At 62.6% G+C, this 26519-nt stretch carries 29 protein-coding genes; 12 read left to right on the forward strand and 17 right to left on the reverse strand.

Features of this window, described 5'->3' with window-relative positions:
• Positions 1-13 precede the first annotated feature (13 nt).
• The gene (locus tag ACUXUR_RS06935) at positions 14-1963 is read right to left on the reverse strand and encodes a hybrid sensor histidine kinase/response regulator (RefSeq protein WP_445501610.1); all 1950 of its coding nucleotides are present in this window, start codon (positions 1961-1963) and stop codon (positions 14-16) included.
• 102 nt (positions 1964-2065) lie between these two features.
• Positions 2066-2959, reverse strand: coding sequence for a CAF17-like 4Fe-4S cluster assembly/insertion protein YgfZ (gene ygfZ / locus ACUXUR_RS06940; RefSeq protein WP_445501611.1), 894 nt, complete (start codon positions 2957-2959; stop codon positions 2066-2068).
• 133 nt (positions 2960-3092) lie between these two features.
• On the opposite strand from ygfZ, the gene ACUXUR_RS06945 reads away from it, so the two are divergent.
• A complete protein-coding gene (locus ACUXUR_RS06945) occupies positions 3093-4427 on the forward strand; it encodes a dihydroorotase (RefSeq protein ID WP_445501612.1) in 1335 nt (444 codons plus the stop codon).
• Positions 4428-4440: 13 nt separating this feature from the next.
• Here ACUXUR_RS06945 and ACUXUR_RS06950 read toward each other — a convergent pair whose 3' ends face one another.
• The 8 genes from ACUXUR_RS06950 to pdxH all read right to left on the reverse strand — a co-directional run bounded on the left by ACUXUR_RS06950 (position 4441) and on the right by pdxH (position 9355).
• Positions 4441-4833, reverse strand: coding sequence for a VOC family protein (locus ACUXUR_RS06950; RefSeq protein ID WP_445501613.1), 393 nt, complete (start codon positions 4831-4833; stop codon positions 4441-4443).
• 30 nt (positions 4834-4863) lie between these two features.
• Positions 4864-5520, reverse strand: a complete 657-nt coding sequence (locus tag ACUXUR_RS06955; protein ID WP_445501614.1) for a LysE family translocator — start codon at positions 5518-5520, stop codon at positions 4864-4866.
• Between the two features lie 354 nt (positions 5521-5874).
• A complete protein-coding gene (locus ACUXUR_RS06960; RefSeq protein ID WP_445501615.1) occupies positions 5875-6138 on the reverse strand; it encodes a hypothetical protein in 264 nt (87 codons plus the stop codon).
• A gap of 201 nt (positions 6139-6339) precedes the next feature.
• Positions 6340-6924: a TIGR02301 family protein gene (locus tag ACUXUR_RS06965; RefSeq protein WP_445501616.1), complete on the reverse strand. Its 585-nt coding sequence runs from the start codon at positions 6922-6924 to the stop codon at positions 6340-6342.
• Complete coding sequence (locus ACUXUR_RS06970) at positions 6921-7370, reverse strand: NUDIX hydrolase (RefSeq protein WP_445501617.1); 450 nt, start codon at positions 7368-7370, stop codon at positions 6921-6923. Before ACUXUR_RS06970 ends, ACUXUR_RS06965 begins: the two co-directional genes overlap by 4 nt.
• A 95-nt stretch (positions 7371-7465) precedes the next feature.
• The gene (locus tag ACUXUR_RS06975) at positions 7466-7951 is read right to left on the reverse strand and encodes a hypothetical protein (RefSeq protein WP_445501668.1); all 486 of its coding nucleotides are present in this window, start codon (positions 7949-7951) and stop codon (positions 7466-7468) included.
• Positions 7932-8687, reverse strand: coding sequence for an SDR family NAD(P)-dependent oxidoreductase (locus ACUXUR_RS06980; RefSeq protein WP_445501618.1), 756 nt, complete (start codon positions 8685-8687; stop codon positions 7932-7934). The genes ACUXUR_RS06975 and ACUXUR_RS06980 overlap by 20 nt, the downstream gene beginning before the upstream one ends.
• Positions 8688-8740: 53 nt before the next feature.
• Positions 8741-9355 (reverse strand): pyridoxamine 5'-phosphate oxidase, encoded by a 615-nt coding sequence (pdxH, locus tag ACUXUR_RS06985; protein WP_445501666.1) that lies wholly within the window; start codon positions 9353-9355, stop codon positions 8741-8743.
• 39 nt (positions 9356-9394) lie between these two features.
• Between pdxH and ACUXUR_RS06990 the strand changes: the two genes are divergently transcribed.
• The 4 genes from ACUXUR_RS06990 to ACUXUR_RS07005 all read left to right on the forward strand — a co-directional run bounded on the left by ACUXUR_RS06990 (position 9395) and on the right by ACUXUR_RS07005 (position 12531).
• Positions 9395-9928: an RT0821/Lpp0805 family surface protein gene (locus ACUXUR_RS06990; RefSeq protein ID WP_445501619.1), complete on the forward strand. Its 534-nt coding sequence runs from the start codon at positions 9395-9397 to the stop codon at positions 9926-9928.
• Positions 9929-10032: 104 nt separating this feature from the next.
• Positions 10033-10983, forward strand: coding sequence for a DnaJ C-terminal domain-containing protein (locus tag ACUXUR_RS06995; RefSeq protein WP_445501620.1), 951 nt, complete (start codon positions 10033-10035; stop codon positions 10981-10983).
• Positions 10984-11101: 118 nt separating this feature from the next.
• Positions 11102-11926 (forward strand): enoyl-ACP reductase FabI, encoded by an 825-nt coding sequence (gene fabI, locus ACUXUR_RS07000; RefSeq protein ID WP_116526676.1) that lies wholly within the window; start codon positions 11102-11104, stop codon positions 11924-11926.
• A gap of 11 nt (positions 11927-11937) precedes the next feature.
• The gene (locus tag ACUXUR_RS07005) at positions 11938-12531 is read left to right on the forward strand and encodes a histidine phosphatase family protein (RefSeq protein ID WP_445501621.1); all 594 of its coding nucleotides are present in this window, start codon (positions 11938-11940) and stop codon (positions 12529-12531) included.
• On the opposite strand, the gene ACUXUR_RS07010 is transcribed toward ACUXUR_RS07005, so the two are convergent.
• A complete protein-coding gene (locus ACUXUR_RS07010) occupies positions 12516-13439 on the reverse strand; it encodes a DMT family transporter (RefSeq protein ID WP_445501622.1) in 924 nt (307 codons plus the stop codon). The genes ACUXUR_RS07005 and ACUXUR_RS07010 overlap by 16 nt on opposite strands.
• Positions 13440-13609: 170 nt before the next feature.
• Between ACUXUR_RS07010 and ACUXUR_RS07015 the strand changes: the two genes are divergently transcribed.
• From ACUXUR_RS07015 to ribB, 3 genes are all read left to right on the forward strand, one after another.
• Positions 13610-14968, forward strand: coding sequence for an aminotransferase-like domain-containing protein (locus ACUXUR_RS07015; protein WP_445501667.1), 1359 nt, complete (start codon positions 13610-13612; stop codon positions 14966-14968).
• 121 nt (positions 14969-15089) lie between these two features.
• Positions 15090-16205 (forward strand): chorismate synthase, encoded by a 1116-nt coding sequence (gene aroC / locus ACUXUR_RS07020; RefSeq protein WP_445501623.1) that lies wholly within the window; start codon positions 15090-15092, stop codon positions 16203-16205.
• 212 nt (positions 16206-16417) lie between these two features.
• Positions 16418-17707, forward strand: coding sequence for a 3,4-dihydroxy-2-butanone-4-phosphate synthase (gene ribB / locus ACUXUR_RS07025; protein WP_445501624.1), 1290 nt, complete (start codon positions 16418-16420; stop codon positions 17705-17707).
• A gap of 128 nt (positions 17708-17835) precedes the next feature.
• Here the strand turns inward: ribB and ACUXUR_RS07030 are convergent, their stop codons facing one another.
• Complete coding sequence (locus tag ACUXUR_RS07030; RefSeq protein WP_445501625.1) at positions 17836-18777, reverse strand: histone deacetylase family protein; 942 nt, start codon at positions 18775-18777, stop codon at positions 17836-17838.
• Positions 18778-18981: 204 nt separating this feature from the next.
• On the opposite strand from ACUXUR_RS07030, the gene ACUXUR_RS07035 reads away from it, so the two are divergent.
• Positions 18982-19569 carry a L,D-transpeptidase gene (locus tag ACUXUR_RS07035; protein ID WP_445501626.1) on the forward strand — a complete coding sequence of 196 codons (588 nt, stop codon included), beginning with the start codon at positions 18982-18984 and terminating at the stop codon, positions 19567-19569.
• A gap of 56 nt (positions 19570-19625) precedes the next feature.
• On the opposite strand, the gene ACUXUR_RS07040 is transcribed toward ACUXUR_RS07035, so the two are convergent.
• The 4 genes from ACUXUR_RS07040 to ACUXUR_RS07055 form a co-directional block, all read right to left on the reverse strand.
• Positions 19626-20240 (reverse strand): 3'-5' exonuclease, encoded by a 615-nt coding sequence (locus ACUXUR_RS07040; protein ID WP_445501627.1) that lies wholly within the window; start codon positions 20238-20240, stop codon positions 19626-19628.
• 129 nt (positions 20241-20369) lie between these two features.
• On the reverse strand, positions 20370-20558 hold the full coding sequence (locus ACUXUR_RS07045) for a hypothetical protein (RefSeq protein ID WP_445501628.1): 189 nt from the start codon (positions 20556-20558) through the stop codon (positions 20370-20372).
• 220 nt (positions 20559-20778) lie between these two features.
• Positions 20779-21624 carry a patatin-like phospholipase family protein gene (locus ACUXUR_RS07050; RefSeq protein WP_445501629.1) on the reverse strand — a complete coding sequence of 282 codons (846 nt, stop codon included), beginning with the start codon at positions 21622-21624 and terminating at the stop codon, positions 20779-20781.
• A gap of 6 nt (positions 21625-21630) precedes the next feature.
• Entirely contained in the window at positions 21631-22119 is a 489-nt protein-coding gene (locus tag ACUXUR_RS07055) for a MarR family winged helix-turn-helix transcriptional regulator (RefSeq protein WP_445501630.1), read from the reverse strand.
• Between the two features lie 196 nt (positions 22120-22315).
• Here ACUXUR_RS07055 and ACUXUR_RS07060 point away from each other — a divergent pair, with 196 nt between their 5' ends.
• Genes ACUXUR_RS07060 through ACUXUR_RS07070 form a run of 3 tightly spaced genes read left to right on the forward strand, consistent with a single transcriptional unit; the run spans position 22316 to position 25421 of the window.
• The gene (locus ACUXUR_RS07060; RefSeq protein WP_445501631.1) at positions 22316-23539 is read left to right on the forward strand and encodes a DUF898 family protein; all 1224 of its coding nucleotides are present in this window, start codon (positions 22316-22318) and stop codon (positions 23537-23539) included.
• Positions 23540-23547: 8 nt separating this feature from the next.
• Positions 23548-24642, forward strand: coding sequence for a M48 family metallopeptidase (locus ACUXUR_RS07065; protein ID WP_445501632.1), 1095 nt, complete (start codon positions 23548-23550; stop codon positions 24640-24642).
• A complete protein-coding gene (locus tag ACUXUR_RS07070; protein ID WP_445501633.1) occupies positions 24642-25421 on the forward strand; it encodes a DUF1499 domain-containing protein in 780 nt (259 codons plus the stop codon). The genes ACUXUR_RS07065 and ACUXUR_RS07070 overlap by 1 nt, the downstream gene beginning before the upstream one ends.
• Before the next feature lie 111 nt (positions 25422-25532).
• Here the strand turns inward: ACUXUR_RS07070 and ACUXUR_RS07075 are convergent, their stop codons facing one another.
• The gene (locus ACUXUR_RS07075; protein WP_445501634.1) at positions 25533-26444 is read right to left on the reverse strand and encodes an MBL fold metallo-hydrolase; all 912 of its coding nucleotides are present in this window, start codon (positions 26442-26444) and stop codon (positions 25533-25535) included.
• Between the last annotated feature and the right edge of the window lie 75 nt (positions 26445-26519).

Genomic DNA, 26519 nt, shown 5'->3' on the forward strand with positions numbered 1-26519 from the left:
GATGGATCGATGCTCAGGTGCCGGTGCGCAGCGAGCGCAGCTTGTCCGCCAGCTCCGTCCAGCGATAGGGCTTGCTGATGAAAGTGATCCCGTCATCGAATCCTCCCGCCGGCAGCGCCGACATGGGATAGCCAGAGGCGAGCAGAATCTTGATGCCGGGCCGCATGTCGCGGGCCTTGCGGGAGAGTTCGAAGCCGTTCATTCCATTGGGCATCACCACGTCGCTGAACAGCACGTCGATGCGGGTATCGGTTCCCAGCACATCAATGGCGCTGGGAGCATCCTCCGCTGTGAGCACGTCGTAACCCAAGCTGTCGAAGATCTCCGTCGCCACCTCCAGAACGGCAGGCTCGTCCTCGACGATCAGCACGGTTCCGGCGCTGTCACGGGCAGGGCGCAGGGTATCGGATCGATCTTCGTCGCCTGCTTCTTGCCCCTCGCCGTGAGCAGGCAACAGCATGGTGATTGTCGTTCCTGCGCCCGGCGTGCTGTCCACCTCGATATGGCCGCCCGACTGGGTGATGAAGCCATAGACCTGACTCAGGCCCAGACCTGTGCCCTTGCCGACCTCCTTCGTGGTGAAGAACGGCTCGAAGACCCGTGAGGCAACATCCGCTGTCATACCCATGCCCGTATCCTTAACCGTGACGACCACATAGGGACCTGCGGGAATTTTCCAGGTCGCAGCACGATCCTCGGTCAGATTGGTTTCGCCGATGGCAATCGTGAGATCACCGCCATCCGGCATGGCATCACGCGCATTCACCACAAGATTGAGAAGCGCGGCCTCGAACTGCGCGCCATCCACATTGATTGTGCTCAACCGTGAGGGCAGGGAGAGCTGCAAGTTTACAGTCTCTCCGCAGGCGCGGCGCAGCACAGTCCCGAAATCTTCGATGAGCCTGATGGGATCGTGCAGCGCCGGCTGCAATGGCTGACGGCGCGAGAAGGCGAGCAGCTGCTGGGTCAGCTGCGCGCCTCGTGCGGCGGCGTGTTGCGCGCTCTCGATGAGGCGGGTCTCGCGGGCGCCGGTCACACTGCGGGTCAGCAGGTCCAGATTGTTGACGATGATCGTCAGCAGGTTGTTGAAGTCATGCGCGATTCCGCCCGTCAGCTGGCCGACGGTTTCCATCTTCTGCGACTGGAAGAGGGCGGCTTGAGCCTGCGCCAGGGCCTCCTGGGCGTTGCGGCGCTCGGTGATGTCGCGCGTGATCTTGGCGAAGCCGATCAGCCTACCGCTGTCGTTGTAGATCGGATCGATGACGACACTGGCCCAGAACCGCGTGCCGTCCTTGCGCACGCGCCACCCTTCCGCTTCGAACTTGCCTTCGCGCCGTGCGGTTTCGAGCGCCCGCTGCGGCAGACTGGTGGCGCGGTCCTCCTCCGTATAGAAGCGGGAGAAATGTTGTCCGCGGATCTCGTCCTCGGTGTAGCCCTTGATACGCTGCGCTCCGGGGTTCCAGTTCGTAACATAGCCCTCCGGATCGAGCATGTAGATGGCATAATCGACGACGCTCTGCACTAGGAGCCTGAAGCGCTGCTCGCTTTCGCGGAGCGCTTCCTCCGCCTTGCGGCGTTCGGTGAGATCGCGAGTGATCTTGGCAAAGCCGAGCAGATTGCCCTTGGCGTCCCGGATCGGGTCGATGACCACGTGGGCCCAGAACCGAGTGCCGTCCTTGCGCACGCGCCAGCCCTCGGTCTCGAACTTACCTTCGCGCAATGCGGTTTCGAGCGCCCGCTGCGGCAGGCCGGTGGCGCGGTCCTCCTCCGTATAGAAGCGGGAGAAATGCTCCCCGAGGATTTCGCTTTCGATATAGCCTTTGAAGCGCTGGGCTCCCGAATTCCAGCTGGCGATGATGCCGCTGGGATCAAGCATGTAGATGGCATAATCCGTGACGGCGTCGACAAGAAGCTGGAAGCGTTCCTTGTCATGCGCCGTCTCGTACGCTTGAGCAGCAATCATCGAAATTCCCTTGAGCTAGTCCCTTCGCGCATGACTTTCGGCGCGTAAGGGCCCTTCGCGGCTAACGCAAATTCGACTGCCCCGGTTCCTTGGAAAATGGTCCTAGGTCGGCTCTGCCTTCAATCGAGTAGCACCTTCTCCTGGGTAAGGAAAGTTCACCCAGCGCGGCTTCTCCAATTGCACGGGGATGCCACCCGCCAAGATGCGTTCGCCTGCAGCCAGGGCATCGGCGGCGCGGTCCAGGCGGATCATGATGAGTCCTCGGCCTTCTGCCCCAGTGCCGGTCGTGCCCAGCGTTTTCTCTCCCGCCGTCACCTCGACGCCCACATCGGCGGCAAAGCCGCCTTCGTAGATAGCGGGCACGATGCGCGTGCGGGCCGTGCCTCGGTGCTGCATGCGCGAGACGACCTCCTGGCCCACATAGCAGCCCTTGTCAAAATCGACCCCGTGCAGCTGGTCCATGAGCGCCTCATGCGGGAAGGCATCTCCGAACAGGAAGTCGCGCCCACCCTCCGGTACGCCGAGCGCGATGCGATGGGCGTGGTAGGCCTCGGCCGGGATCTTCGCGAATTCCGGCGCATCCTGCGCGGCGATGATGGCGCGCCAGCCGAGGTCGGGCAGGCGCGAATCCTGTGCTACGAGGCCGACTTCGTCGTCGGGCTTCCGTTCGTCCCAGCCCGCCACAACGGCCATGGCGTCGGACAGGTCTTCGATTACGACCTTGGCCCGGAGCTTGTAGAACGTCAGCCGCTTGGCGAGATCGGGCGCGAAAACCTTGAGGGCGTCGAGATAATAGCCGCCGCCGATCTCGTCCGGTGCCTGGAACACGATGAAATCGAACAGGATTTTTCCTTGCGGCGACAGCAAGGCGCCGAGCCGCGCGGCTTCAGGCGAGATCCGGCCCAGGTCACAGGTAATGAGGCCATCGAGAAAATTCTTGGCGTCCTCGCCCGAAACCCTTACCACGCCACGGTCGGCTAAATGGACTGACGGCATATCCCGCTCCAGTTGCTTCTTCTCTTCAGGAGCGCATCGTTGGGAGCGGAAAAACTGGGTCCACTTTTCCGCACGATGCGCTACAAGCGTGACATATGCCCCCTTTGCTCGAGCCTCAAGGGATGAGATCGCTATGCCCCAAACCTTCGACCTGATCCTCAAAGGCGGTATCGTCGTGAACCACGACGGACGCGTCGAGCGCGATATCGGCGTGAAGAACGGCATGATCGCCGCCATCGGCGATCTTTCCCGGGCCTCCGCTGGCAGGGAAATCGATTGCCGTGGCCTGCACATCCTGCCTGGCGTCATCGATACGCAGGTGCATTTCCGCGAGCCTGGCCTCGACCACAAGGAAGACCTGGAATCGGGCTCCCGCGCTGCCGTCATGGGCGGCGTGACGGCCGTCTTCGAGATGCCAAACACCGACCCGCAGACCACCACGCCCGAGACGCTTGCGGACAAGGTGAAGCGCGGTCATCACCGCATGCATTGCGATTTCGCCTTCTGGGTCGGCGGCACGCATGAGAACGCGAAGGATGTCGCAGAACTCGAGCGTCTGCCGGGCGCTGCCGGCATCAAGGTGTTCATGGGCTCGTCCACCGGTTCCCTGCTGGTGGAGGATGACGAGGGCATCGCCAACATCCTACGCAACACACGCCGCCGCGCTGCCTTCCATTCGGAAGACGAGGCGATGCTGCGCGCAAGGAAGAATCTGCGCGTCGAGAACGATCCGCGCTCCCATCCCGTCTGGCGGTCGGCGGAAGTCGCACTCGCCTGCACGCAGCGTCTCGTGCGCATCTCTCAAGCCACCGGCGCGCGCATTCACGTGCTCCATGTCACCACGGCGGAGGAGATGACGCTGTTGAAGGAGCACAAGGATCTCGTCTCCGTCGAGGTCACGCCGCATCATCTGACCCTTGTGGCGCCCGACGATTACGAACGCCTCGGCACCTATGTGCAGATGAACCCGCCCGTGCGTGATGAAGTTCATCGTGCTGCGATCTGGCAGGGGCTCGACGAAGGCATTGCCGATATTCTCGGCTCCGACCACGCGCCGCATACGCGCGAGGAAAAGGACAAGACCTACCCCAACACGCCCTCCGGCATGACCGGCGTGCAGACGCTCGTTCCCATCATGCTCGACCACGTGAACGCGAGCAGGCTCACGCTGGAGCGCTTCGTCGACATGACGAGCGCAGGCCCCAAGCGCCTTTTCGGCATCGCCCGCAAAGGCCGCATCGCCGTAGGCTATGACGCCGATTTCACCGTGGTCGATCTCAAGCGTACCGAGATCATCACCAATGACTGGATCGCGTCGAAGTCTCAATGGACGCCTTATGACGGCAGGAAGGTCACTGGCTGGCCCATCGGCACTGTCGTGCGCGGCAATGTGGTGATGTGGGACGGTGCGCTTGAGACACCCTCGCAGGGTGAGGTGGTGAATTTCGAGGAGACGCTGCGCCCCTAAAAGCGTAGCGTGATCACACGTCCCACGCAGCGTTCTGAAGCACAACCCGATATCCGTCGGGATCTTCGAAGGTCACTCCTCGGCGATCCCAATAGGGATTGAAAGAGGAAACGGGCGTAAAGCCGTTGGCGTGCATCCGCTCGACGGCAGCTTTCCACGCTTCATGATCGGGCAGATAGAAGACGAGCAGATTGTCTTGTGTGGGAGCCCTGCCTGCCTTGTGTCCGGGATGATACGTGAATTCCAGATGCCAAGGCGCGCCGGGATACCCGAGCATTCGGCCATCGAAACCATCGTGATCGTCGAACGAGGCTATCACCTCGAAACCGAGGCCGTCGCGATAGAAGCGCACGACCTCGTCGAGCCTGTCCGTCGGTCTCGCGACCCGTAGCTTCACATCTTTCATGCGCTCGCTCTTCGATCCGGATGACAGGCGTCAGCGCCGGATCGAAGACGCATCGCCTGCCAGGGCGAGGCGCAGGCCGAGGCCGATCATGATGATGCCGGCGCATCTCTCCTGCCAGGCGATGAGGCCCGGTCGACGTGAAAGCCAATCGCCGATCGTTCCCGTGCCCACTGCAACGGTTCCGAGAATGAAGAAGCCGGAAAGCTTTTGGACGCCTCCCAGGAACAGAAGCTGTGCCGTCACGGACCAGCTGTTCGCCGGATCGACGAATTGCGGAAGGAAGGCCAGCATGAAGACCATCGCTTTCGGGTTGGTCAGATTGTTGATCATTCCCTGACGCAGAGCGGTGAAGTCCGAAATCGGCTGCGGTGCCGTCCGTACAAGAGCGTGAGTGCGAAGGGATCCGATGATGAGCTTGGCTCCAAGCCAGATGAGGTAGGCCGCTCCCGACCAGCGCAAGAGTTCGAAGGCCATCGGTGAGGCTTGAATCAGGGACGCGACGCCAAGAGCCAGGAGCGGGAGCTGGATAAGTCCGGCCACCAAGGTCATGCCGGTTGCCGTGAGAACAGCCGTGCGCCGACCCTGACCGACGCCGCGACTCAGCAGGAGGATCATGTCGGGTCCGGGGGCGAGCTGCAGCGCCAGCACGGCCGTATAGAAGGTCAGAAAGGTCGGTAGATCCGGCATGAGGAGCCCCTCTCGACGCCTTTGTTTGAGGTGCCGATATCACGAAGTTGCTCAATGCTATACCCGGATCGCGAGCGATGGTCACGAAGACACGCAATTCGCGCCTTGCTTGGGTGTCTTCGGTCGGGCGCATGGCTTAGCGCGTCGTGCGGACCCGGAGGGCCGCGTCAGCGAAATGGGGAGCCGGTTATTCGCGTAAAACGATGCGCCGCTTGAAAAAGGGAGCATCGGATGGATCCCAAAAGTGCAAATCCACTTTTCTCGTCCAATGCTCTAGCGAGTGGCAATGGCTCTCCCTGGCCGGCAGCGATGCCACACCCGTCAAGCATTGGATCGCGCAGCGGTTCCTCTGCCTCAGTGCCTCAGTGAACCCGCCATCGAGAACGCTCCGCTGCGGATCTTGTCCACGAGCGACGAGGCGTATTGGGCCACGGCATCCTCGCCATAAGTGGCGACGAGTTCGGTGAAGGCTGCGAAGAGCGCGGCTTGCGCCATGCAATCGGCGTCGAGCCCGTCGAGCTCGGCCTCGGCGAAAGCCTCGGTCACATAGCTCAAGGCGGCCTGCTTGATGGCGCTGAGTTCGGGCAGCTCGGTGAGAGGGACGTCGTTATCGTTCATGAATCCAGGCCCCTTAGGGGGCGGCGCGCGGGTTCGGTTGATTCGACCTTAAGATATCGCGCCGTCCCACCGCCAGCATCACCTTGCAAAGAGGTTAACGCGAGAGGGGAGGGTTCTAATAAATGTGGATAAAACCTTTGCCAGATACAGGCTTGGCTTATTCCCTTTCCCTTGCGGGAAGGGGTCAGTGGTCGTGCTCGATCAGCCGCCGTAGCGCCCGGTGATGTTGCGGGCAATCTGCTCGCCTTCCCGGATGAAGCGAGCGGAGGCCTCCTGGGCCGAGGGCGTGCAGACGCGATAGGTGAGGGCGTAGGCCTGGTAGCCCTTGTTGTAGGCGCCGGCCAGTCGCTCGCGGCGGCCCGGCGTCGTGCCTTCCGTATCGAGCAGGATCTGCATGCGCCGACCCCATTCTTGGGCATCGGATGCGGTGCAGAGCGGGCGCAGCATGGCGAGGGCCCCCATGATCTCGGCAAGCCGCAGAAGCTCCTTTTCGTAAGGAGCTGGCGGCGGCTCAACCGCGGGAGCGGGCTCGGCCTGCTGCTGCTCCGGTGGCTGCTGGGCTCGCGGCTGCGGACGCCGCTGTTGCGGCTGAGGCTGGGGTTGAGGGCGGTATTGAGGCTGCGGCCTATATTGCGGTGGGTAGGGCTGCTGCGGATAAGGCTGCTGAGGTGCGTTCGGATTGCGCGGAGGGCCGAACAGGCGCTCGAAGAAACCCTGCGCCGCGGCCGGCTGGAAGGATGCCGGTCCCATCGCCAGAACCGTCAGCAGCACGACAGCGCGCTTCATGAGCGTGAATCCTCGCGGGCGAGCTTGAAGGCCCGCTGAAGAATTCCCGTGAGCCCCGCTGTCATGGGCAGATCGACAATGTCCCGTTCCGTGACCCAACGGATATCCTTTGCTTCCGGTCCTGTCTGGGGTTCGCCGGAAACCCAGCGCGCTGCGTGGGCGGCGATGACGACATGGTGCTTTATATGGCCTTCATCGTCCCTTTCAATGAACTCGACGGGAGCGATCAGGCCGATCAGCTCGGCCTCAACCCCGACTTCCTCGCGAAGTTCCCTCAAGGCCGCTTCGCCTAGAAACTCGCCAGTCTCCACCATCCCGCCGGGCAGCGAATAGAGGCCCTCGCTCGGCGGTTTGCCTCGTGCTGCGAGCAGAATCCGCCCGTCCCGGATCACCGCCACCGAGGCGGCGAGGATGGGACGGGAGGGATAGAAGCGGTCGCTGGTCATGGAGACGATGAATCCTCCGGCCCACCATAACGAGCCTGGGGCCGCATGAGCGAGCCCTGATTGCGTTATTCCACCGCAGAGGCAAGCCGGTCCTCCTATTGCACGGGCTCGTCCGCTTGGAAGGCGAGACAGGGATCGAGAAGGATGTGGTCTTCATCCGGTCGGCTGTAGCCGCCGGAAACGGTCACGACGTCTCCGACCTGCATGCCGTTGGTCTGATACGTGATGCAGAGCACCTTCGGCTCCGGCGGCGTGCCGCAGAGGCCGAGATAGGTGAGCGTCCCGTCGAAATGGACGAGGGCGAGAGGACCGGTCACGCTGAAATCCATGCGCTGCGTGCCTGTCTCCTGCCCTTGGGTCAGGCGGCGAACCTCGTGGCATCGAGCCCGGACATTCGGCTGCATATCCGGATCGACGAACGGGCTTGGCTCACCCCCTCCCTGTGCGAAGACGCTCTGCAAGGGCATGCTGGCCATTGCTGCGACGAAGATCATCAGGACAGGGCGGGAGAGCATGAGCCGGAATCCGCTGCCCTTCATCGGGAGGCCGTTGGCTTCGGATCTAGACGTGCTGGCCGCCATTGATGTGCAGCTCCGCGCCGTTCACGTAGGAGCTCGCATCGGTGCACAGGAAGTAGATGGCTTTGGCCACCTCGTCCGGCGTGCCGAGACGGCGCATGGGGATCTGCTCGACGATCTTTTCCGTGCCGGGGGAGAGAATCGAGGTGTCGATCTCGCCGGGCGAAATGGCGTTCACGCGAACGCCGAGAGGGCCGAAATCGGCGGCCATCTCTCGGGTCAGTGCGGCGAGCGCCGCCTTCGAGGTGGAATAGGCCGCCCCTGCGAAGGGATGCACGCGCGAGCCCGCGATGGAGGTCACGTTCACCACAGATCCCTTGGCGCGGGTCAGCTCGTCCTGCAGGCCACGGGCCAGCATGATCGAGGCGAAGAAGTTCACCTGAAAGACGCGCAGCCAATCCTCATAAGGCGTGTTGATGGCATTCAGACGCGAGCCGCCGGGGCCTTTCGGCGAGATGCCCGCATTGTTGACGAGCGCGTGCAGGCAGCCGCCCTCGGCGGCGAGCCGCTCCTTCACCTCGGCAATGGCGCGGACGGTATCTTCCGCGTTCGCGAGATCGACCTGCAGATGGTCTTCCGGCCCCATCTCCCACGGGCAGTTTTCCGGAAAGCCGTGGCGCGAGCAGGTGATCACCCGCCAGCCGGCGGCGGAGAAGCGCTTCACCGTGGCGTGTCCGATCCCGCGGCTGGCGCCGGTGAGCAGCATGATGCGGCGGGAGGTGTTGGACGAGGAGGGCATTTCAAAATCTCTGTGAGGGTGAGGTCACCCTATCTGATCTGCGAGGATAAGTCTTACGGGTAAAGCCGCATCTTACGCCAGCCGTTTCCCTCGCGGGTGAAGATCACGCGGTCGTGGAGGCGAAAAGGCTTGTCCTGCCAGAACTCGATGGAGACGGGCGCGATGCGGAAACCGGTCCAGTAGGGCGGGCGCGGCACTTCGCCGACGGCATATTTCGCGGCGTTCAGCGCCACCGCCTTTTCAAGAGCGAAGCGGCTCTCCAGGGGGCGCGATTGCTGGCTCGCCCAGGCGCCGATACGGCTGTCGCGGGGGCGGCTCTGAAAATAGGCATCGGCTTCCTCATCGCTCACGATGGTTACAGGGCCACGGGCACGCACCTGACGGCGCAGGCTCTTCCAGTGCAGGACGATGGCCGCCTTCTTTTGCCCCAGAAGCTCGCGGCCCTTGTTGGATTCAGTGTTGGTGTAGAACACGAAGCCGTTCTCATCGAAGCCTTTGAGCAGCACCATACGCACGTTGGGCAATCCCGTCTCGTCGACAGTCGCGAGCGCCATGGCGTTGGGATCGTTCGGCTCGGAGGCTTCGGCCTCCTTCAGCCAAGAGTGAAACAGGTCGAAGGGTTCTTCCGCTTCAGTGAAGTCACCGGTTGTTAACGGGTTCAATGGAATATCTCTGCGTGTGACTTTTCGATCTGGGGGATCCGACGCGTGCCGTGGACCAATCCGCGCCGTTATAGATCAGATGCTTTCCTGCGCGAAGCCGGGAAAATTCTGGCTGCGGGATTGATCGCCCTATCGACGTCCGCGTGCGCGCTTTCTCTCGGCACGGCAGGATCGGACGATGAGGAGCCCAAGACCACGGGCGCCATTGCCCAAGCTGCCCTCACTCCCGCTGAACCGGTTCTGCTTTCGCCCGATCTGAACGAGGAAGACTGGCGCCGGGCCAAGGCGGCTCTTGCCGTCGCCCTCGATCCGCAAGGGGCGGGAACGCAAGTCTCCTGGGACAATCCCGAGACCTCGATGAAAGGCACCTTCACGCCGACCGGCGTGCCCTTCGTCAAGAACGACGAGATCTGCCGCACCTTTATCGCCCAGCTCAGCGGTTCCAAGAGCGCCAATCTGCATGGCACAGCCTGCCGGCCTTCGGGCGACGAATGGGCGCTCAAGGAGGTCAAGCCGGCGTCCGAGACGAAGCCGGAGAAAACCCTGGCTAAACCGATGAAAAAGATCGCGAAAGCTTAAGGTCCCGTCAGCTTCTTGTTGCGAAGCAGCAACACTTTTCCCATATGAACGTCAGTCCCGTGGGGCAGTTCTGCCCTAATCTGACGGTTCATGGATTTTCCACGATGCGAAACCCCTACGACGTTTTAGGCGTGTCCCGCTCCGCGAGCGAAGCGGAGATCAAGAAGGCGTTCCGCAAGCTCGCCAAGACCTATCATCCGGACAGCAACAAGAACGACCCGAAGGCCAAGGACAAGTTCGCCGAGGCCAATTCCGCCTATGAGATCCTGGGCGATGCGGAGAAGCGCGCCCAGTTCGACCGGGGCGAGATCGACGCCGAGGGCAAGCCGCGCTTCCAGGGCTTTGAAGGCTTCAGTGGAGGCCGGGGCGCGGGCGCTCAGGGCTTCGAAGGTTTCGGTTTTGGTGGCGGCAGCCCGTTCGGACGGCGCAGCGCCCGCGGCTTTTCGGGCGGGGATACGAGCGATTTCTTCTCCGAGCTTTTCGGTGAGGCGTTCCGCTCGGCCGGGACGGAGAGCATGCGTCAGCAGCAGGGCCGCGCCCGCCCCCAGAAGGGAGAGGACGTGTCGGCCACCCTCACCGTGACCTTGGAGGAGGTAGCTGCGGAAGCGAAGAAGCGGATCCGGCTGCCGACGGGCCGCGATCTGGATGTGGTCATTCCCAAGGGCGTCAGCGACGGGCAGGTGATCCGTCTGCGCGGCCAGGGGCAGGGTGCCCCGGGCGTGAACCCGGGCGATGCGCTTCTCACCATCAAGATCGCTCCCCATGAGCGCTTCACCATGGAGGGCGCGAATCTGCGCTCGCGCCTGCCGATCCAGATCGAGGAGGCCATCCTCGGCGGCCCGGTGCGCATCCCGACCCTGACCGGCGCGGTCACCATGAACATCCCGCCCATGACCGATTCCGGCCGCACCTTCCGCCTGCGCGGCAAGGGCCTGCCCATGAAGGGCGGGGAGCATGGCGACCTCTTGGTCACCGTGGAGATCAAGCTGCCTGATGTCGTGGACGAGGAATTGATGGACTACGCCCGCAAGCGGCGCTCCGCGAAGGCCGAGTAACAAAATTCACGATAAAACCTCAGGATTCACCCTGGCAGAGCCAAGAGGGCTTCCCCACTCCTGCCGGGTCGGCTAAAGAAACCGCTCTTTTGCTGTCCAGCGACGACTTAGGTGAATCATGGCGGAGACAAAGGCCACCGGCATCCTGGCCGGTAAGCGTGGCTTGGTGATGGGCGTGGCGAACAACCGTTCGATCGCCTGGGGCATTGCGCAGGCTGCTCGCCAGCAGGGCGCGGAGCTTGCCTTCACCTACCAGGGCGACGCTCTCAAGAAGCGTGTCGAGCCCCTGGCGAAGGAGCTCGACGCCCATGTGGTCGGCCATTGCGACGTGACGGACGGCGCGACGATCGATGCGGTCTTCGAGGAAGTGAAGCGTCTCTGGGGATCCATCGACTTCGTCATCCATTGCATCGCCTTCTCCGACAAGGACGAGCTGACCGGCCGCTACGTGGACACCACCGAGGGCAATTTCAACAAGTCGCTCCTCATCTCCTGCTATTCGTTCACGGCCATCGCCCAGCGCGCCGAGAAGCTGATGAACGACGGCGGCTCTCTGGTCACGCTGACCTATTACGGCGCCGAGAAGTGGATGCCCCATTACAATGTCATGGGCGTCGCCAAGGCCGCCCTGGAAGCCTCCGTGCGTTATCTCGCCGCCGATCTCGGTCCCAAGAACATCCGCGTCAACGCCATCTCGGCGGGTCCCATTAAGACGCTGGCCGCCTCCGGCATCGGCGACTTCCGCTACATTCTGAAGTGGAACGAGTACAACTCGCCGCTTCGACGTACGGTCACCATCGAGGAAGTCGGCGAGACCGCCGCCTATCTCGTCTCCGACATGGCGCGCGGCATGACCGGCGAGATCCTGCATGTGGATGCAGGCTATCACGTCGTCGGCATGAAGAACCCGGAAGCTCCCGACCTCTCCCTCGACAAAGAGTAATTTGACCCATCATGATTCCGTCTCGCCCGACGATCTATTTCATCCGCCACGGCGAGACGGATTGGAATCTTGAGGGCCGTCTCCAGGGTCAGAAGGATATTCCGCTCAACGATCTCGGCCGTGTGCAGGCCGAGGAGGCGGGCCGTCGGCTGAAAGAGATTGTTCCGCATTACGAGGACCTCGCCTATGTGGCGAGCCCGATGCGGCGCACCCGCGAGACCATGGAGATCCTGCGGGCGGCCATGGGCCTTCATCCCCAGAGCTACAGGCTGGACGAGCGCCTGATCGAGCTGACCTTCGGCATTTGGGAAGGCATGACCTGGAAGGAAGTCCGCAAGGCTGAGCCGCAGCTCGCGGCGCTTCGCGAGCGTGACAAGTGGAACTACGTTCCGCCGGGCGGAGGCGAGAGCTATGCCATGCTCACCGACCGCATCCGCCCTGTCCTCGATGATCTCACCCGCGATACGGTCGTCGTCGCCCATGGCGGTGTGGCCCGTGCCTTCCTCGCCATTTGCTGCGGCGTCTCCAGCCGGCAGGCCGCCAGCATGGATATCTGGCAGGGCAGGGTGCTCGTGATCGAAGGGCGCAATCACCGCTGGGTGTGAGAGGCCGCACTAATCTCCAAAGCGCTCCCGACGCTCGCCTCGCGTGGCTTGGCGAAGCGCTTGGCTCCCGCGACGCAGAGAATGACGGCGACGGTCACCGCGATCATTGGCCACCCAACGGCCTCCTTCAGAAGCAAAGCAGAGAGCGTGAGGCCAAAGAAGGGTTGGAGGAGTTGCAGCTGCCCTACTCCGGCAATGCCGCCAAGAGCCAAGCCCCGGTACCAGAACACGAAGCCGATCAGCATGGAAAACAGCGAAACGTAGCCGAGACTCAACCAGGCTGGCATGTCGATCCCGTCCCATGCCGCTGGAGCAGCGAGAAGCGTCCCGACAGCCGTCATCGGTAGCGAGAGGACGAGCGCCCACGAAATCACCTGCCAGCCTCCGAGCTTGCGTGAGAGCTTTGCCCCTTCCGCATAGCCGAGACCGCACAGCAGGATCGCCCCCAGCATCAGAAAATCCCCTGCTACAGAAGCGGAGCCCCCATGGATCAGGGCATAACCGGTCACCAGGGCGCCTCCCAAGCCGGAGAGCGCCCAGAAGGCCGCCTGTGGCCGCTCTCCGTTTCTGATCACGCCGAAGATGGCTGTTGTGAGGGGGAGAAGGCCGATGAAGACGATGGATCGGGCGGATGTGATGAATTGCAGAGCAAATGCCGTCAGCAGCGGAAAGCCGATGACCACCCCAAGGGAGACAATCGCGAGCGGGATATAGTCCTCTCGATCAGGCTTCCTTTGCCATAAGGCGGCGAGCAGCGCTGCCCCCAGAACACCCGCGATGGTTGCCCGCGCCAGAGTGAGAAAAAGGGGGTCGAAGTCCGATACGGCGATACGCGTTGCAGGGAGTGATCCGCTGAAGATCAGCACACCCAGAAAACCGCATATCCATCCCTCTGTTGCCCTGTCCATGCGCCCGCCTCCGATTTCATCTCTTTTCGGTGAGGCGATTTTTCGCTGAGGCGACGTGGCTTTCCCAGATACGGTCCGGTACAGTTCATCCAAACTGTAATGGAACAGAGAGCGGTACAGTGGATGATCCCTCCATCCGGGAGCGTTCCGGAACGCAGATCGAGCGCGTCATGCGGGCCGTCCGCAGTCAGATCGCCAGCCGGTCGTTGACGCCAGGGGCGAAACTCCCTTCGATCCGCTCCACCGCTGAAACGATGCAGGTGTCCAAGTCGACCGTTGTGGAAGCCTATGACCGGCTGATGGCAGAGGGCATCATCAGATCCAGGCCAGGCTCAGGCTTCTACAGCGCCGCCCCGCTTTCCCCCTTGTCCCTGGCGGATATCGCCCCGCGTCTCGACCGCTCTATCGATCCGTTCTGGGTATCGCGGCAATCGCTGGAAGCAGGAGGTGATATGCTGAAGCCCGGATGCGGCTGGCTCCCGAGCCATTGGATGCCCGAGGAGGAAATCCGCCGTTCGTTGCGCTCTCTCGCGCGGCTGAAGGATCGGACAGGGCTCACCGATTATGGCTCTCCTCTCGGCTTGCCGGCCTTGCGGCAGTACTTGTCGCGGCGAGCGGCGGAGCAGGGTTTCGAGGCGGCTCCTGACCAGATCTTGCTGACGGATTCGGGCACGCAGGCGATCGACCTCGTCTGCCGGATTCTGCTTCGCCCGGGGGATAAGGTTCTCGTGGACGACCCCTGTTACTTCAACTTTCTTGCCTTGCTGCGCGCCCACCAGGTCGAGGTCATAGGCGTTCCCTACACGGCCACGGGCCCTGACATCGGCCTCTTCGAGCAGGCGCTGTCCGACCATCGGCCCCGCCTCTACATCACGAATTCCGGGCTCCATAACCCGACCGGAGCAGCTTTGTCCGCTGTCACTGCCCACAAGATCCTGAAGCTGGCCGAGGCTCATGATCTCCTGATCGTCGAGGACGACATCTTCGCGGATTTCGAGATTGATCCGGCCCCTCGACTGGCAGCCCTCGACGGTCTCAACCGTGTGGTGAGGATCGGGAGTTTCTCCAAAACCCTGTCGGCGTCGTTCCGATGCGGCTACATCGCCAGTAGCCGAAGTTGGATCGACAAGCTCACCGATTATCGGATCGCGACAGGTTTCTCCAGCAACCGCCTCTCGGAAGAACTGGTTCTCGGTGTTCTGAGCAGCGGTGCTTATCACAAACACAAGGAGGCTCTCCGGGCACGCCTCGCCAAGGCAAGGGCGGCGACGATCCCACGGTTGAGAAGTCTGGGCATCGAGCCATGGATAGAGCCTAAGGCAGGCATGCTTCTCTGGTGCCGGTTGCCCCACGGCATCGATGCTGCCGAGGTTGCACGCCACGCTCTGGTGGATGGCGCCGTTCTCGCGCCCGGGAATGTCTTCAGCCCTTCGCAGATGGCGGCCTGCTTTCTCCGGTTCAACGTCGCCCAATGTGACGACGATCGGCTTTTCCCGATCCTCGAGAAGGCCCTGAGACAGTCGGGCTGATATTTGTAGCGGTGGGGAAGCCGAATAGGGCCTCTCACCGGCTCGAGGAAGCAGCCGGCCATGTTGGACGTGACACCCGCCCGCTTTGGTCTTAAGACGCCTTGAACCTCGAAGAAGCGCCATGTCTCACAATACCTTCGGTCATCTTTTCCGCGTCACCACCTTCGGCGAGAGCCATGGCCCGGCCCTGGGCTGCGTCATCGACGGCTGCCCGCCCATGATCCCGCTGGAGGCCTCCGAGATCCAGGCGGAGCTCGACCGCCGCCGACCGGGGCAGTCGCGCTTCACCACCCAGCGCCAGGAGCCGGACCAGGTGAAGATCCTCTCCGGCGTCTTCACGGACGAGCGCACAGGCCAGCAGGTCACGACCGGCACGCCCATCGCGCTGATGATCGAGAACGTGGACCAGCGCTCCAAGGACTACTCGGAGATCAAGAACTCCTACCGTCCAGGGCACGCAGATTTCACCTATGACGTGAAGTACGGCATCCGCGACTATCGTGGTGGCGGACGCTCCTCGGCCCGTGAGACGGCGGCCCGCGTGGCGGCGGGCGCGGTGGCCCGCAAGGTCCTGCCCGGCATCACCATTCGCGGTGCGCTCGTGCAGATGGGGCCTCATGCCATCGATCGCGGCAACTGGGATTGGGACGAGGTGTCCCGCAACCCGTTCTTCTGCCCGGATGCGAAGGCAGCGGCCTTCTATGAGGAGTACCTGGATGGCTTGCGCAAGGCTGGCTCCTCCATCGGTGCGGTACTCGAAATCGTGGCCGAGGGCGTACCTGCGGGCCTCGGCGCGCCGATCTACGGCAAGCTCGATTCCGACCTTGCCTCGGCGCTCATGTCGATCAATGCCGTGAAGGGCGTCGAAATCGGCGACGGCTTCGCCGCTGCGGCCCTGCGCGGCGAGGAGAACGCGGATGAGATGCGCCCCGGCAATCAGGGTGCGCCGACCTTCCTGTCGAACCATGCGGGCGGCATTCTCGGCGGCATTTCCACCGGCCAGCCGGTCGTGTGCCGCTTTGCCGTGAAGCCCACCTCGTCGATCCTCACCCCTCGCTCCAGTGTGACCCGCACCGGCGCCGAGGCCGAGGTGATGACCAAGGGGCGGCATGACCCCTGCGTCGGGATTCGCGCGGTGCCGGTGGGCGAGGCCATGGTGGCCTGCGTTCTGGCCGACCACTTCCTGCGCCATCGGGGGCAGGTGGGCGAAGGACCGTCCTGGCCGTTCAAGGCTTGAGGCGGTACGCAGCCTCGCCATGGCACCCCGCAGCCTTATCCTGAGGAGGACCGTCAGGTCCGTCTCGAAGGACGAGGCGTCTCCAGAGGGCACTGGATCATCCTTCGAGACGCCGCTTCTCGGCTCCTCAGGATGAGGGCAGAGCATTTCTGCAAGCCTTCATCGGCAAATTTTAGTTTTACTAAAATCGGGGCTTCCGTTAAGTCGACGGGATGAAGCTGGCTGAATGGTTATCCCGCAATGGCGTGTCGCGCGTGGAATTCGCGCGGCGGATTGGCGTCACTCCCGGCGCCATTACCCAGATGTGCAACTCCGACCATGCCTGGCTTTCGCGAGACACCGCGGAATTGATCGCGCGCGAAACCCGCGGAGCCGTCACACCCAATGATTTTCTGCCCCCATCCGCTCAGGAGGCCCTGATGTCCCACTCCGTCACCGATGCCATCGAGGCTTTCGCTCGTGGTGAAATCGTCATCGTCACGGATGACGACGACCGCGAGAACGAGGGCGACCTCATCGTGGCCGCCTCCCTCTGCACGCCGGAGAAGCTGGCTTTCATCATCCGCAACACCTGCGGCATCGTCTGTGCGCCGCTGACGGCGTCCGAGGCCCGCCGCCTGCGTCTCGACCCCATGGTGGCCTCGAATGATGCGCCGCTCGGCACCGCCTTCACGGTCTCCGTCGACGTGAAGCACGGGCTGACCACCGGCATCTCCGCCGAGCAGCGTTCCAACACGGTGCGGGCGCTGGCCAACCACAACATGGGCGCGGCCGATTTCGTGCGCCCCGGCCACGTCTTCCCGCTGATCGCCAAGGATGGCGGCGTGCTTATGCGCTCGGGTCATACGGAGGCTGCCGTCGATCTCTGTAAGCTCGCCGGCCTGCCGCCGGTGGGCGTGATCTGCGAACTCGCCAACGACGACGGCACGGTGATGAAGGGCGCGCAGATCGATGCCTTCGCCGAGAAACATGATCTCAAGCGCATCTCGGTTGCCGATCTCATCGCCTATCGCCAGTCGCGGGAGAAGCTCGTCGAACGCATCGCCACCTTCCCGGTGGAGACGCCCTGGGGTTCGTTTACGGGCTATGCCTATTCGACGCCTTTCGACAGCGTGCAGCACATGGCGCTCGTCTATGGCAGGATCGGTGACGGCACGAACATTCACGTGCGCCTGCACCGCGCCAATGCGCTCACGGACGTGTTCGAGGGCGGCAAGACGGTGGCTGCCTCCATGCAGCGTTTCGTGAAGGAGGGCAGGGGCGTTCTCGTCTACCTGCGTGACGGAACGGCGGGCGTGCCCACCACGAGCTTTTCGGAAAGCGAGGAGACCGCATCGGAAGTCGCACGCTCCAGCCAGTGGCGCGAGATCGGATTGGGCGCGCAGATCCTGAAGGATCTCGGCGTCGCCTCCATCCGCAATCTCGCGACGTCGAGCCGGTCTTACGTGGGCCTCAGCGGCTTCGGTATCGAGCTTCTGGGCCAAGAGCCAATCGAGTGCTGAGTGAGACTTGTGTCATCCCCGGACTTGTTCCGGGGATCCACGTCTCTAAGGCGCAACGGTTCTAAAACGTGGATGGCCGGGACAAGCCCAGCCGTGACGAGAGTGTTTGTGCCCGAGGGTTTCCGTCTTCAAGTATGCATCTCGCGTCCCATCAGGGCATCGAGATGGAAGGCAGTGGATTTCGCCAATCCGTCGAGATCGTAGCCCCCCTCCAGCACCGACACGATCCGCCGGCCGCAATGCCGGTCGGCGAGATCCATCAGCTTCTGCGTCGCCCAGGCGAAGTCCGTCTCGGTGAGGTTGAGGCTGGCGAGCGGGTCGCGCCAATGCGCGTCGAAGCCCGCGGAAATGATGATGAGATCCGGTGCGAACGCATCGATGCGCGGCAGGATCGCTGTTTCCACGGCTTCGCGGAAGGCCTCCGTGCCATCACCGGCATTGAGCGGTGCATTGACGATATTGTTGTGCTCGCCGGTTTCCGAGGCCGCGCCGGTGCCCGGATAGAGCGGCGCCTCATGCGTCGAGCAATAGAGCACGCTGGCATCGCTCCAGAAGATGTCCTGCGTGCCGTTGCCGTGGTGGACATCCCAATCGAAGATCGCGACGCGCCCGGCACCGTGCTTCTTCTGCGCATGGCGCGCGGCGATCGCCGCGTTGTTGAAGAAGCAGAAGCCCATGGCTCTCACCCGTTCGGCATGATGCCCCGGCGGGCGCATGGCCACGAAGGCGTTCGCGACATGGCCTGACATGACCTCGTCCACGGCTTTCACCGCACCTCCGGCAGCACGAAGGGCCGCTTCATAGGTGCCGGGCGACATCACGGTATCCTCATCGATCCGGACCAGGCCCTCCCGCGGGGAGATGTCGCGCAGCCGGACGACGTAGCTCTCAGGGTGAGCGAGGGTGAGGCTGTCCATCTCCGCCATGGGTGCCTGATCCCTGACCAGGGACGTGAAGCGCTCCTTCTCCAGGGCGCGCTCGATGGCGCGGATGCGATCCGGCCTCTCCGGATGGCCGAGGGGCGTCTGATGGTCGAGGCAGGCCGGATGGCTGATGTAGAGTGTGGACATTCAAGCACTTGATCAGGGAGTGGAAAACAGTGTCGCAGCGGTGCAAGCGATTGTCCATGTTGTTGCGATGCAACACATCTTGCAATTCAACCATGGCATTGTTCGGGTGATTCGCTCATTGACCTAGGGTCACTCAACCCAAGCTTAATAGCGTTACCCTTCACCCATGCTGTCTCCGCGACAGCAAAGCAGAGCTTTGTTCCGATGCGCCTCTCGAGCCTCTTCTTCCTTGTGGCAACCATGGCAGCCCTGGCCGGCTGCACCTACAAGGGTGTCCCGGAGCCTCAGGTCTCCGCCCGCGATACGGAATGGCTGGCGCAGGTTCCCACCGCGCAGGAAGAGCCGCGCTATGGCCGCTACCAGATTGAGGACCCGACAGGCGAGGCGCCCGGTACCATCGTGGTCGATACCAAGCAGCGCTTCCTCTACTACGTGATGGATAACAAGAAGGCGATCCGTTACGGCGTGGCCGTCGGCGACGAGGCCTATGGCTGGACCGGCACGTCGCGCATAGCCCGCAAGGCGGAATGGCCGGATTGGAACCCGCCCGCCGAGATGAAGGCCCGCTGGCCGCATGTACAGTACACGAAGGGCGGCCCCGGCAATCCGCTCGGTGCGCGTGCGCTCTACCTCTATGAGGGCAACCACGACACGCTCTACCGCATCCACGGCACCAATGAGCCGGAGAAGATCGGTCTGGCGGTTTCCTCGGGTTGCATCCGGATGCGCAACATCGACGTGATCGATCTCTACAATCGCGTGGCGCTGAATACGAAAGTCATCGTCCGGTAAAATGAAGGACGATGTCATACCTCCTGCATCTCACCTGTGTCCGGTTGGCCGACAGGCTAGATGCGGTCGAAGACGTCTGGCTGCAACGTCTCTGTCCTCAAGAGATGTTGCAGCGCGTATGCCATGGAAAGGGCGTCGTCGAGCGCATCATGCCCCTGCAATGGAGGGTGCTCGACGCCATAATAATCCGCGAGCTTGTTGCTCGGTGTCTTCGCGATATCCTCGGTCGGCATCCCCGCCGCGATGAAGAGCTTGACGGCGTTGTCGAAACGATGGGCAGGAATCGAGGGCTCAACGCCCGCGACATAGCAGCTGATGGCGACCATGTTCAGCTCATCCTTGCCCCACGACCAAGCCCGTGCGCCGTCTGAGAAGCGGTCAAAGCCAGCAAGGGCTTGCTGCAATGGCAGCCCTTCAGCCTGTATGTTTTCTTCGGTGATGCCGGTCAGTTTGGTGAAGAACGGGTCGATGGGATACCTGTTGCCAAATCGGTCGATCGGCTGAACGTAGGCTCTGTACGTATCCAAGAGCGGGAAATCCCTCTCCAGTCCGAGCTTCACGGCACCAATTTGCGCGATGACCGGATCGGGGTCGTGAGCCGCGCACCAGAACCTGCTTTGCGAGCCCTGGACGCAAAGAAACTCGCAGTCGAATACGATTGCCGTCTTCATGGTCGACTCTATCCCCTCATCACGCCCGCGCTTGTCCGATTGTTCTTCGCCGCCTTTGTGTGGTGCAAGGACATACTCGCCAAAAGAAAAGCGCCCTGAGGGGCGCTTTTTTGTTTTCGACGTCGGACTTTATCGGCCGAGCAGCGCTTCCTTGCGCAGGATGGCGGGAAGCTCAGGCTTCTTGGCTTTCGCCGGCCGGTGTTTTGCGGAGCGCATCGCGGCGGCCAGGGCCGGGAGGGCGACGGGTTTGAAGGCCGGGATGGCCTGAGCCTCTTTGGAGCTTGGTCGGAGATCGTGGTTCGGAGCATGCAGGGTCATGGGATTTCCTCCTGTGATGGCTGGCTGTTCACGCCTGCCTTTCATGATCGGAAGTGCCGTGACCTCATTGAGGCACGCTTTCGATCATGTGCTGGTTGTCCAAGGAATGGTCTGATCAGGCTTAATCCAGGATTAACGCCGCAATACCTTGGCGTGGTGCCATGATCAGTCCCCCTTGATGATTGATGTCGGTGGAGACGTTACGTAAGGCCAAGCTCTGTCATAAAATGTGCGTGCTCGCACGTTTTGCGAATTCCTCGCCGTCCTTCAGCCCCATCTCGAAGGCCTTGCGAATGCCTTCAGGATTGGTGATGTCGAACTGTCCGATAGGCACGGGCTTCGACGGCTGGATATAGGTGCGCCCCTTCACGTGGGGAAAGGCACGGTAGAGGCGGGAGAGAATGACGAGCGTCTTGCCGCCCTGCGCCTCAACCGGCAGCAGCGGCTCTGTCGGCACATTGTCCACGAGGCCGCCGTCGAGTGCCGCCATGCCGCCGATGCGACCCACGGGCATGAAGGGCGGTACGCTGGCGCTGGCCATGAGTACGGCCGATAGATCGGCAGTCGTTTCCAGATCCTGCACACGGACGAATTCGGGGCTGAAGCCGAGGACACGCCCACCGCGCGGATGCACGGGAGAGCGCCATTTCTTCTCGATCTGATAGGTCGCGATGCCGAGCGGAACGGCCAAGGCCAGAGGCAGGAGGCGGGGCTTGCGCGCAAGGCCGATCAGGATCTCCGGGCCTTGCTTGAGGCGCGCCAGCGACGCCTCGTCGATGATCGCTTCAATCAGGCTGCGATACATGAGGGAAACGGGCCACGGCGAGCCTTCGCTGCGCCACGCCTTCCATTCGAAATTGCGGCGACCCTGACTGCAGCCTTCCGCCACCATCTCGTTGACCTTCCGGCCGAGCCCCAGAAGGCTGTAGCAGGCGGACCACGCGCCCGCGCTCACGCCGACGACCGTGGATGGCTTGAGGCCGAGCAGGGGAGCGGCCGCCTCCCAGAAGCCGCCCTGCCAATAGCAGCGATTACCGCCGCCTGCGAATGCCACCGCATCGAACATGGGTTCTTATCGCTGAAGGTTTGCGAGCGTTGCGTCCTCCTCGGCGCGGGCGCGCTCGCGCCAGGCGAGCACGATGCGCTCGAGATCGACGAGATCCTGTTCAGGGAGCGAGCCCAGCGTACGCTGCACGTAGGCGCGCTGCGCGGCGATGCCTTTCTCCGCAAGCTCGCGTCCCTTCTTCGTGAGATACAGCGCATTGGAGCGCCGGTCGCCGGGAATGGAACGGCGCTCGACGAGATCTGCTTCCACCATCCGGTCGAGAAGGCCGGAGACGTTGCCTTTGGTCACATAGAGCCGCTCCGCCAGTTCCTGCTGGCTCAATCCTTCGCGTTCCGTCAGCGTGGACAGAAGATCGAATTGCGGGATGGACAGACCGAGCGCCTTCAGCTCGCTGGCGACGGTGTTGACCGCGCGGCGGTGAAGACGGATGACGCGAAACCAGATACGCAGCGGATCGGCGCCAAGATCAGCAGGGGCGGGAGAAGGGGACGTCAAAGATGATGGCTCCTGATGGGGCAGACAGTTTATAGCGAAACGATTTCTTCCGTCATCCCTGTCCAGAGACTTCTCGGCCGCAGCGACGGCCTGCCGTTGCAATAACCGTGAATAAAAGCAGTACTCCTTAAGGAGTAATGTTCTAAAATATCAATTATATGCTAGTTGTGACTATCTTCCTTGATAGGTTAGGATCATGACTGTCTCTGTCTCTTCGAATGTTCCACTGACCCCGCCGCCCGCTTCCTCGATGTCGTTCTCCGGAGGCCGAGGCGAGTTCCTGAAGATGCTGGTGGCGGGCAGCCTCTACCAGATCCCGACCTTCGGCTTTTACCGCTTCTGGCTCATCACGAAGCTGCGCCGCCACCTCTGGGCCAACACGCAGATCGAGGGTGAATCCTTCGAGTATACCGGCACGGCGAAGGAGCTGCTGATCGGCTTCCTGATCGCTCTCGCCATCCTGGCTCCGCTCTACATCGCGGTTTTCATAGCCTCCTTCGTGCTCGAAGAGCAGGCGGCTTTCGCGAGCATTCCGCTCTTCCTCATCCTCTACGTGCTCGCGCATTTCGGCAGCTATCGCGCGCGCCGTTATCGCGCGAGCCGCACAATCTTCCGCGGCGTGCGGTTCTGGATGAAGGGCTCGGGCTGGGCTTATGCCTTCCGCGCCGTCCTGTGGGACTTTGCCAATCTGCTCACGCTCGGCCTTGCTCTTCCTTGGGCAGCGGCTTCCCTTGAGCGCTACCGCATGCGCCACACCTATTTCGGCAACGTGCAGGGCGATTTCTCCGGCACGGGCTGGAGCCTGTTCAAGCGCGGCTGGTGGATTTGGGCTTCAGGCATCGCCATGATTATCGGTTCCGTCTTCATCATCGCAGCACTACCCCACGCCGCTGAAGATCCTGAAACGGCAATGCAGCTTGTTATTGCGCTGCTGCTTTTGGTGCTCCTCGCGCTCTCTCCGCTCGCGATGGCCATCTTCACCCGCTGGCAGATCAACGGCTTGCGCTTCGGAGACGTTATGGTGTCGAGCAAGCTTCGGACCGGCACGTTCTATGGCCTGTTCTTCAAGGTCTTCTGCTCCTCAATCGGCTATGCGATCGCCTTCTCGCTCGTCTTTGGCATCGGAGCCTTCATCATCGGCATGTTCTTCCTGGATGCGCTTGCTGACATGCAGGCTGGCGCATGGAGCGGCGGGGCAATCGTCATCGGCATTCTCGGCGCCGTCGCCTATCTGATTTTCCTTCTCGGCTTCGGCGTGATTCAGCGCTATTTCTTCGGCCGTGGCTTGTGGGCTGCCATCGTCACCACAACCACAGTCTCGAACCTGCATGCACTGAATAGCGCTGTCGCCGCCGGCAAGGCTTCAGGCGTAGTAGGCGAAGGTCTTGCGGACGCACTCGACTTCAACGTCAGTATCTAGGGAAAGTCATGATGGATGCAGTGTTCTATGACGGAGTGAGCGCCCGGCGCAGAGCCGTCACTCTGGAAGTCACCGCATCCAGTCTCGACATTCACGAGGGAGGCGAGTGGATCGCCTCCTGGCCTGTTGCGGAAGTCCGGCAGAAGGATGCGCCTGATGGCGTCTTGCGGTTGACGCGCGAGAATGGGCCGGATCTGGCGCGGCTCGACGTGACGGATCCCACCGATCAGGCAGCCGTCCGGCTGCATTGCCATCGTCTCGGCAACCGCGACCGGCGAGAGCGCACGGCGCGGATCGTCTTCTGGTCCGCCGCAGCATCCATCTCCATCGTTCTGTGCGTGCTGTTCCTCATCCCGCTTCTGGCGGAAAAGCTCACGCCATTCATTCCCGTTTCCTACGAGCAGCGTATCGGCAAAGGCGTCGACAATCAGCTGCGCGTCGTCTTCCGCGGCAAGGTCTGCGAAGCGCCCGAGGGTGCTGCTGCTCTGCGCACTCTCACGAACCGCCTGAGCAAGGCGAGGGGGCTTGAGACTCCTCTCGATGTGGCAGTACTGGATTCCGGCATCCCCAACGCCATCGCCCTTCCCGGAGGGCGGATCTACATTTTCAAGGCGCTGCTGGAAAAGTCCGAATCCATCGACGAGGTCGCCGGAGTGCTGGCGCACGAGATTGGGCACGTGGTCAACAGGGACGGTCTTCGCAAGCTCATCCAGTCCTCCGGCACGTCCTATCTCTTCGGCCTCCTCTTCGGCGACGTAACAGGCGGCGGTGCTATCGTCTTCGCCAGCCGCTATCTCATCGACAGCGCTTATTCCCGCGAGGCGGAGGCTGCTGCGGACGATTTCGCTGGAAAGACCATGGTCTCCTTGGGGAGGCCCGCACATCCCATGGCGCTGTTGCTCAAACGCATCGAAGCGAACGAAGATGACAAGGAGGAAGAGAAAGAGGGGAACGAAAGGGGCATTCCTGCTTTTCTGTTGACCCACCCGATCACCGATCAACGCTTGAAAGCTTTGGAAAAACAGGTGCCCTCCCAGATTGGCGAGCCACTCCTGACGCAAGGGGAGTGGCGCGCGCTCAAACAGATTTGTAAGACCTCCTGATGCGTCGTCTCATCATCGAAGAACCGTATTCCCGGCCGGCCAAATGGTCGCCCATGCTGGCTTGGTTCGCGCTCGTCGTGACGGTTCTCTCCACGCTGATGATCCGCTTCGGCCGCATCGATTATCAGGCCGGTTTCGTTGCTCTTGGTCTTGGCCTTGCGATTGCCGTGATCGCGGTAGGGCTCTCCCTGGTTGCGTTCATCCGCATCTGGCAGGAGGGCCGTCGTGGCCTGGGGAGCGCGGTCAAGGGGCTGGTGCTGGCTGCTCTCGTCCTCGGCTATCCGGCCTTTATGGGGCTCAGGGCCGTGACGCTGCCGGCCATCAACGATGTCAGCACCGATACCGAGGAGCCGCCTGCCTTCTCGCGTTCCCGTGCCGCACTCGAGGCTCGCCGTGGGCGCGTGCCGCCCGACGTTCCGCCTCAGGAACGCGAATTGCAGCGCGAGGCCTATGTGCAGATCGCGCCGCTCACCCTCGACATCCCGCCCGAGGATGCGTTCCCTCTGGTGCGCAAGGCTGCTGAAAATCTCGGGTGGCAGATCATCGAGGCCGTGCCGCCCGGCGGACGGACAGGCAGCGGAAGATTGGAGGCGGTGGATCGGACGCTCCTGTTGAAGCTGCCCGATGATATTACAATCCGCATCCGGCCTCGCGCCGACGGTACGCGCATCGACATCCGCTCCGCGTCCCGCATCGGCCATCACGATCTCGGCACGAATGCCAAGCGCATCCGCGCCTTCCTTGAAGAGGCCTCAAATCTCGCGCTGGCGGTGAAGTAACAGCGTCAGCAAAAGGTGGGCCCGGGGTTTTCGGCGTCACACGATGCACCCTCTATAGAAGAGAGCATCGGATGAGTCCCAAAAGTGCAATCCACTTTTGGGTCCGAGGCTCTAAGCGGGACGATACTCGCCATCAAGGCTCGGGACGCCGTCCGTCGCCACCTGCTCCTTGGCGACCAGATCTTCCAGATGCGCAAAGACCGAAAGGCCTGCGGCGTTCACGAGGGCAGGGTTCAGGCTCTGATAGATCGCGGCGACGATCTCGGGGATCGTCCGGTCGCCTGCATTCAATCGGTTGAGAATCGAGGCTTCCCGCAGGCGCCGGTGGTGGATCAGCGCGCGCACGAAGCGCTGGGGATCCTGTACCGGGCCGCCATGACCGGGCCAGTAGACCGTTTCCCCACGGCCCTTGAGCTTGTCGAGGGAGGCCATGAATTCGCTCATGGAACCGTCCGGTGGCGCGACGACGGTCGTGGACCAGGCCATCACATGGTCGCCGGAGAACAGAGCCTTTTCTTCGGGCAGAGCGAAGGCGAGGTGATTGGCCATGTGCCCAGGCGTGCCTAAGGCTTCCAGGGTCCAGCCGGGGCCTTGCACCACATCGCCTTCGGCAAGCTCACGGTCGGGGGCATAGTCCTTGTCGGAACTGGCCTCGAGGGAGTTCACCTCGCCGAGGAACAGAGGGCGAGCGCTCCGGTGCGGGCTGCAGCCGACGATGACCGCGCCCGTCGCGGCCTGAATGGCGCGAGCGGCAGGGGAATGGTCGCGATGGGTGTGCGTGACGAGAATGTGGGTCACCGTCTCCCCGCGCAAGGCGTCGAGCAGAGACTCGATGTGGCCAGGATTGTCGGGGCCCGGATCGATAATGGCGACCTTGCCGGAACCTACGATGTAACTGCAGGTGCCGGTGAAGGTGATGGGCCCGGGATTGTTGGCGACGATTCGGCGGACGAGGGGGCTCACCTGCAGGCATTCGCCCGATTGGGCCGGGGGGCGAACATCGAAAGTGAGGTCGTCTGCCATAAGGGATCCTTGGAAATCTCTACTGTTCCGGGCATCTTAGCCGTTCGGCTGCTTGAGACGCCGGCCGGACCCACC

It is taken from the genome of Microvirga medicaginis (genome assembly GCF_052658925.1).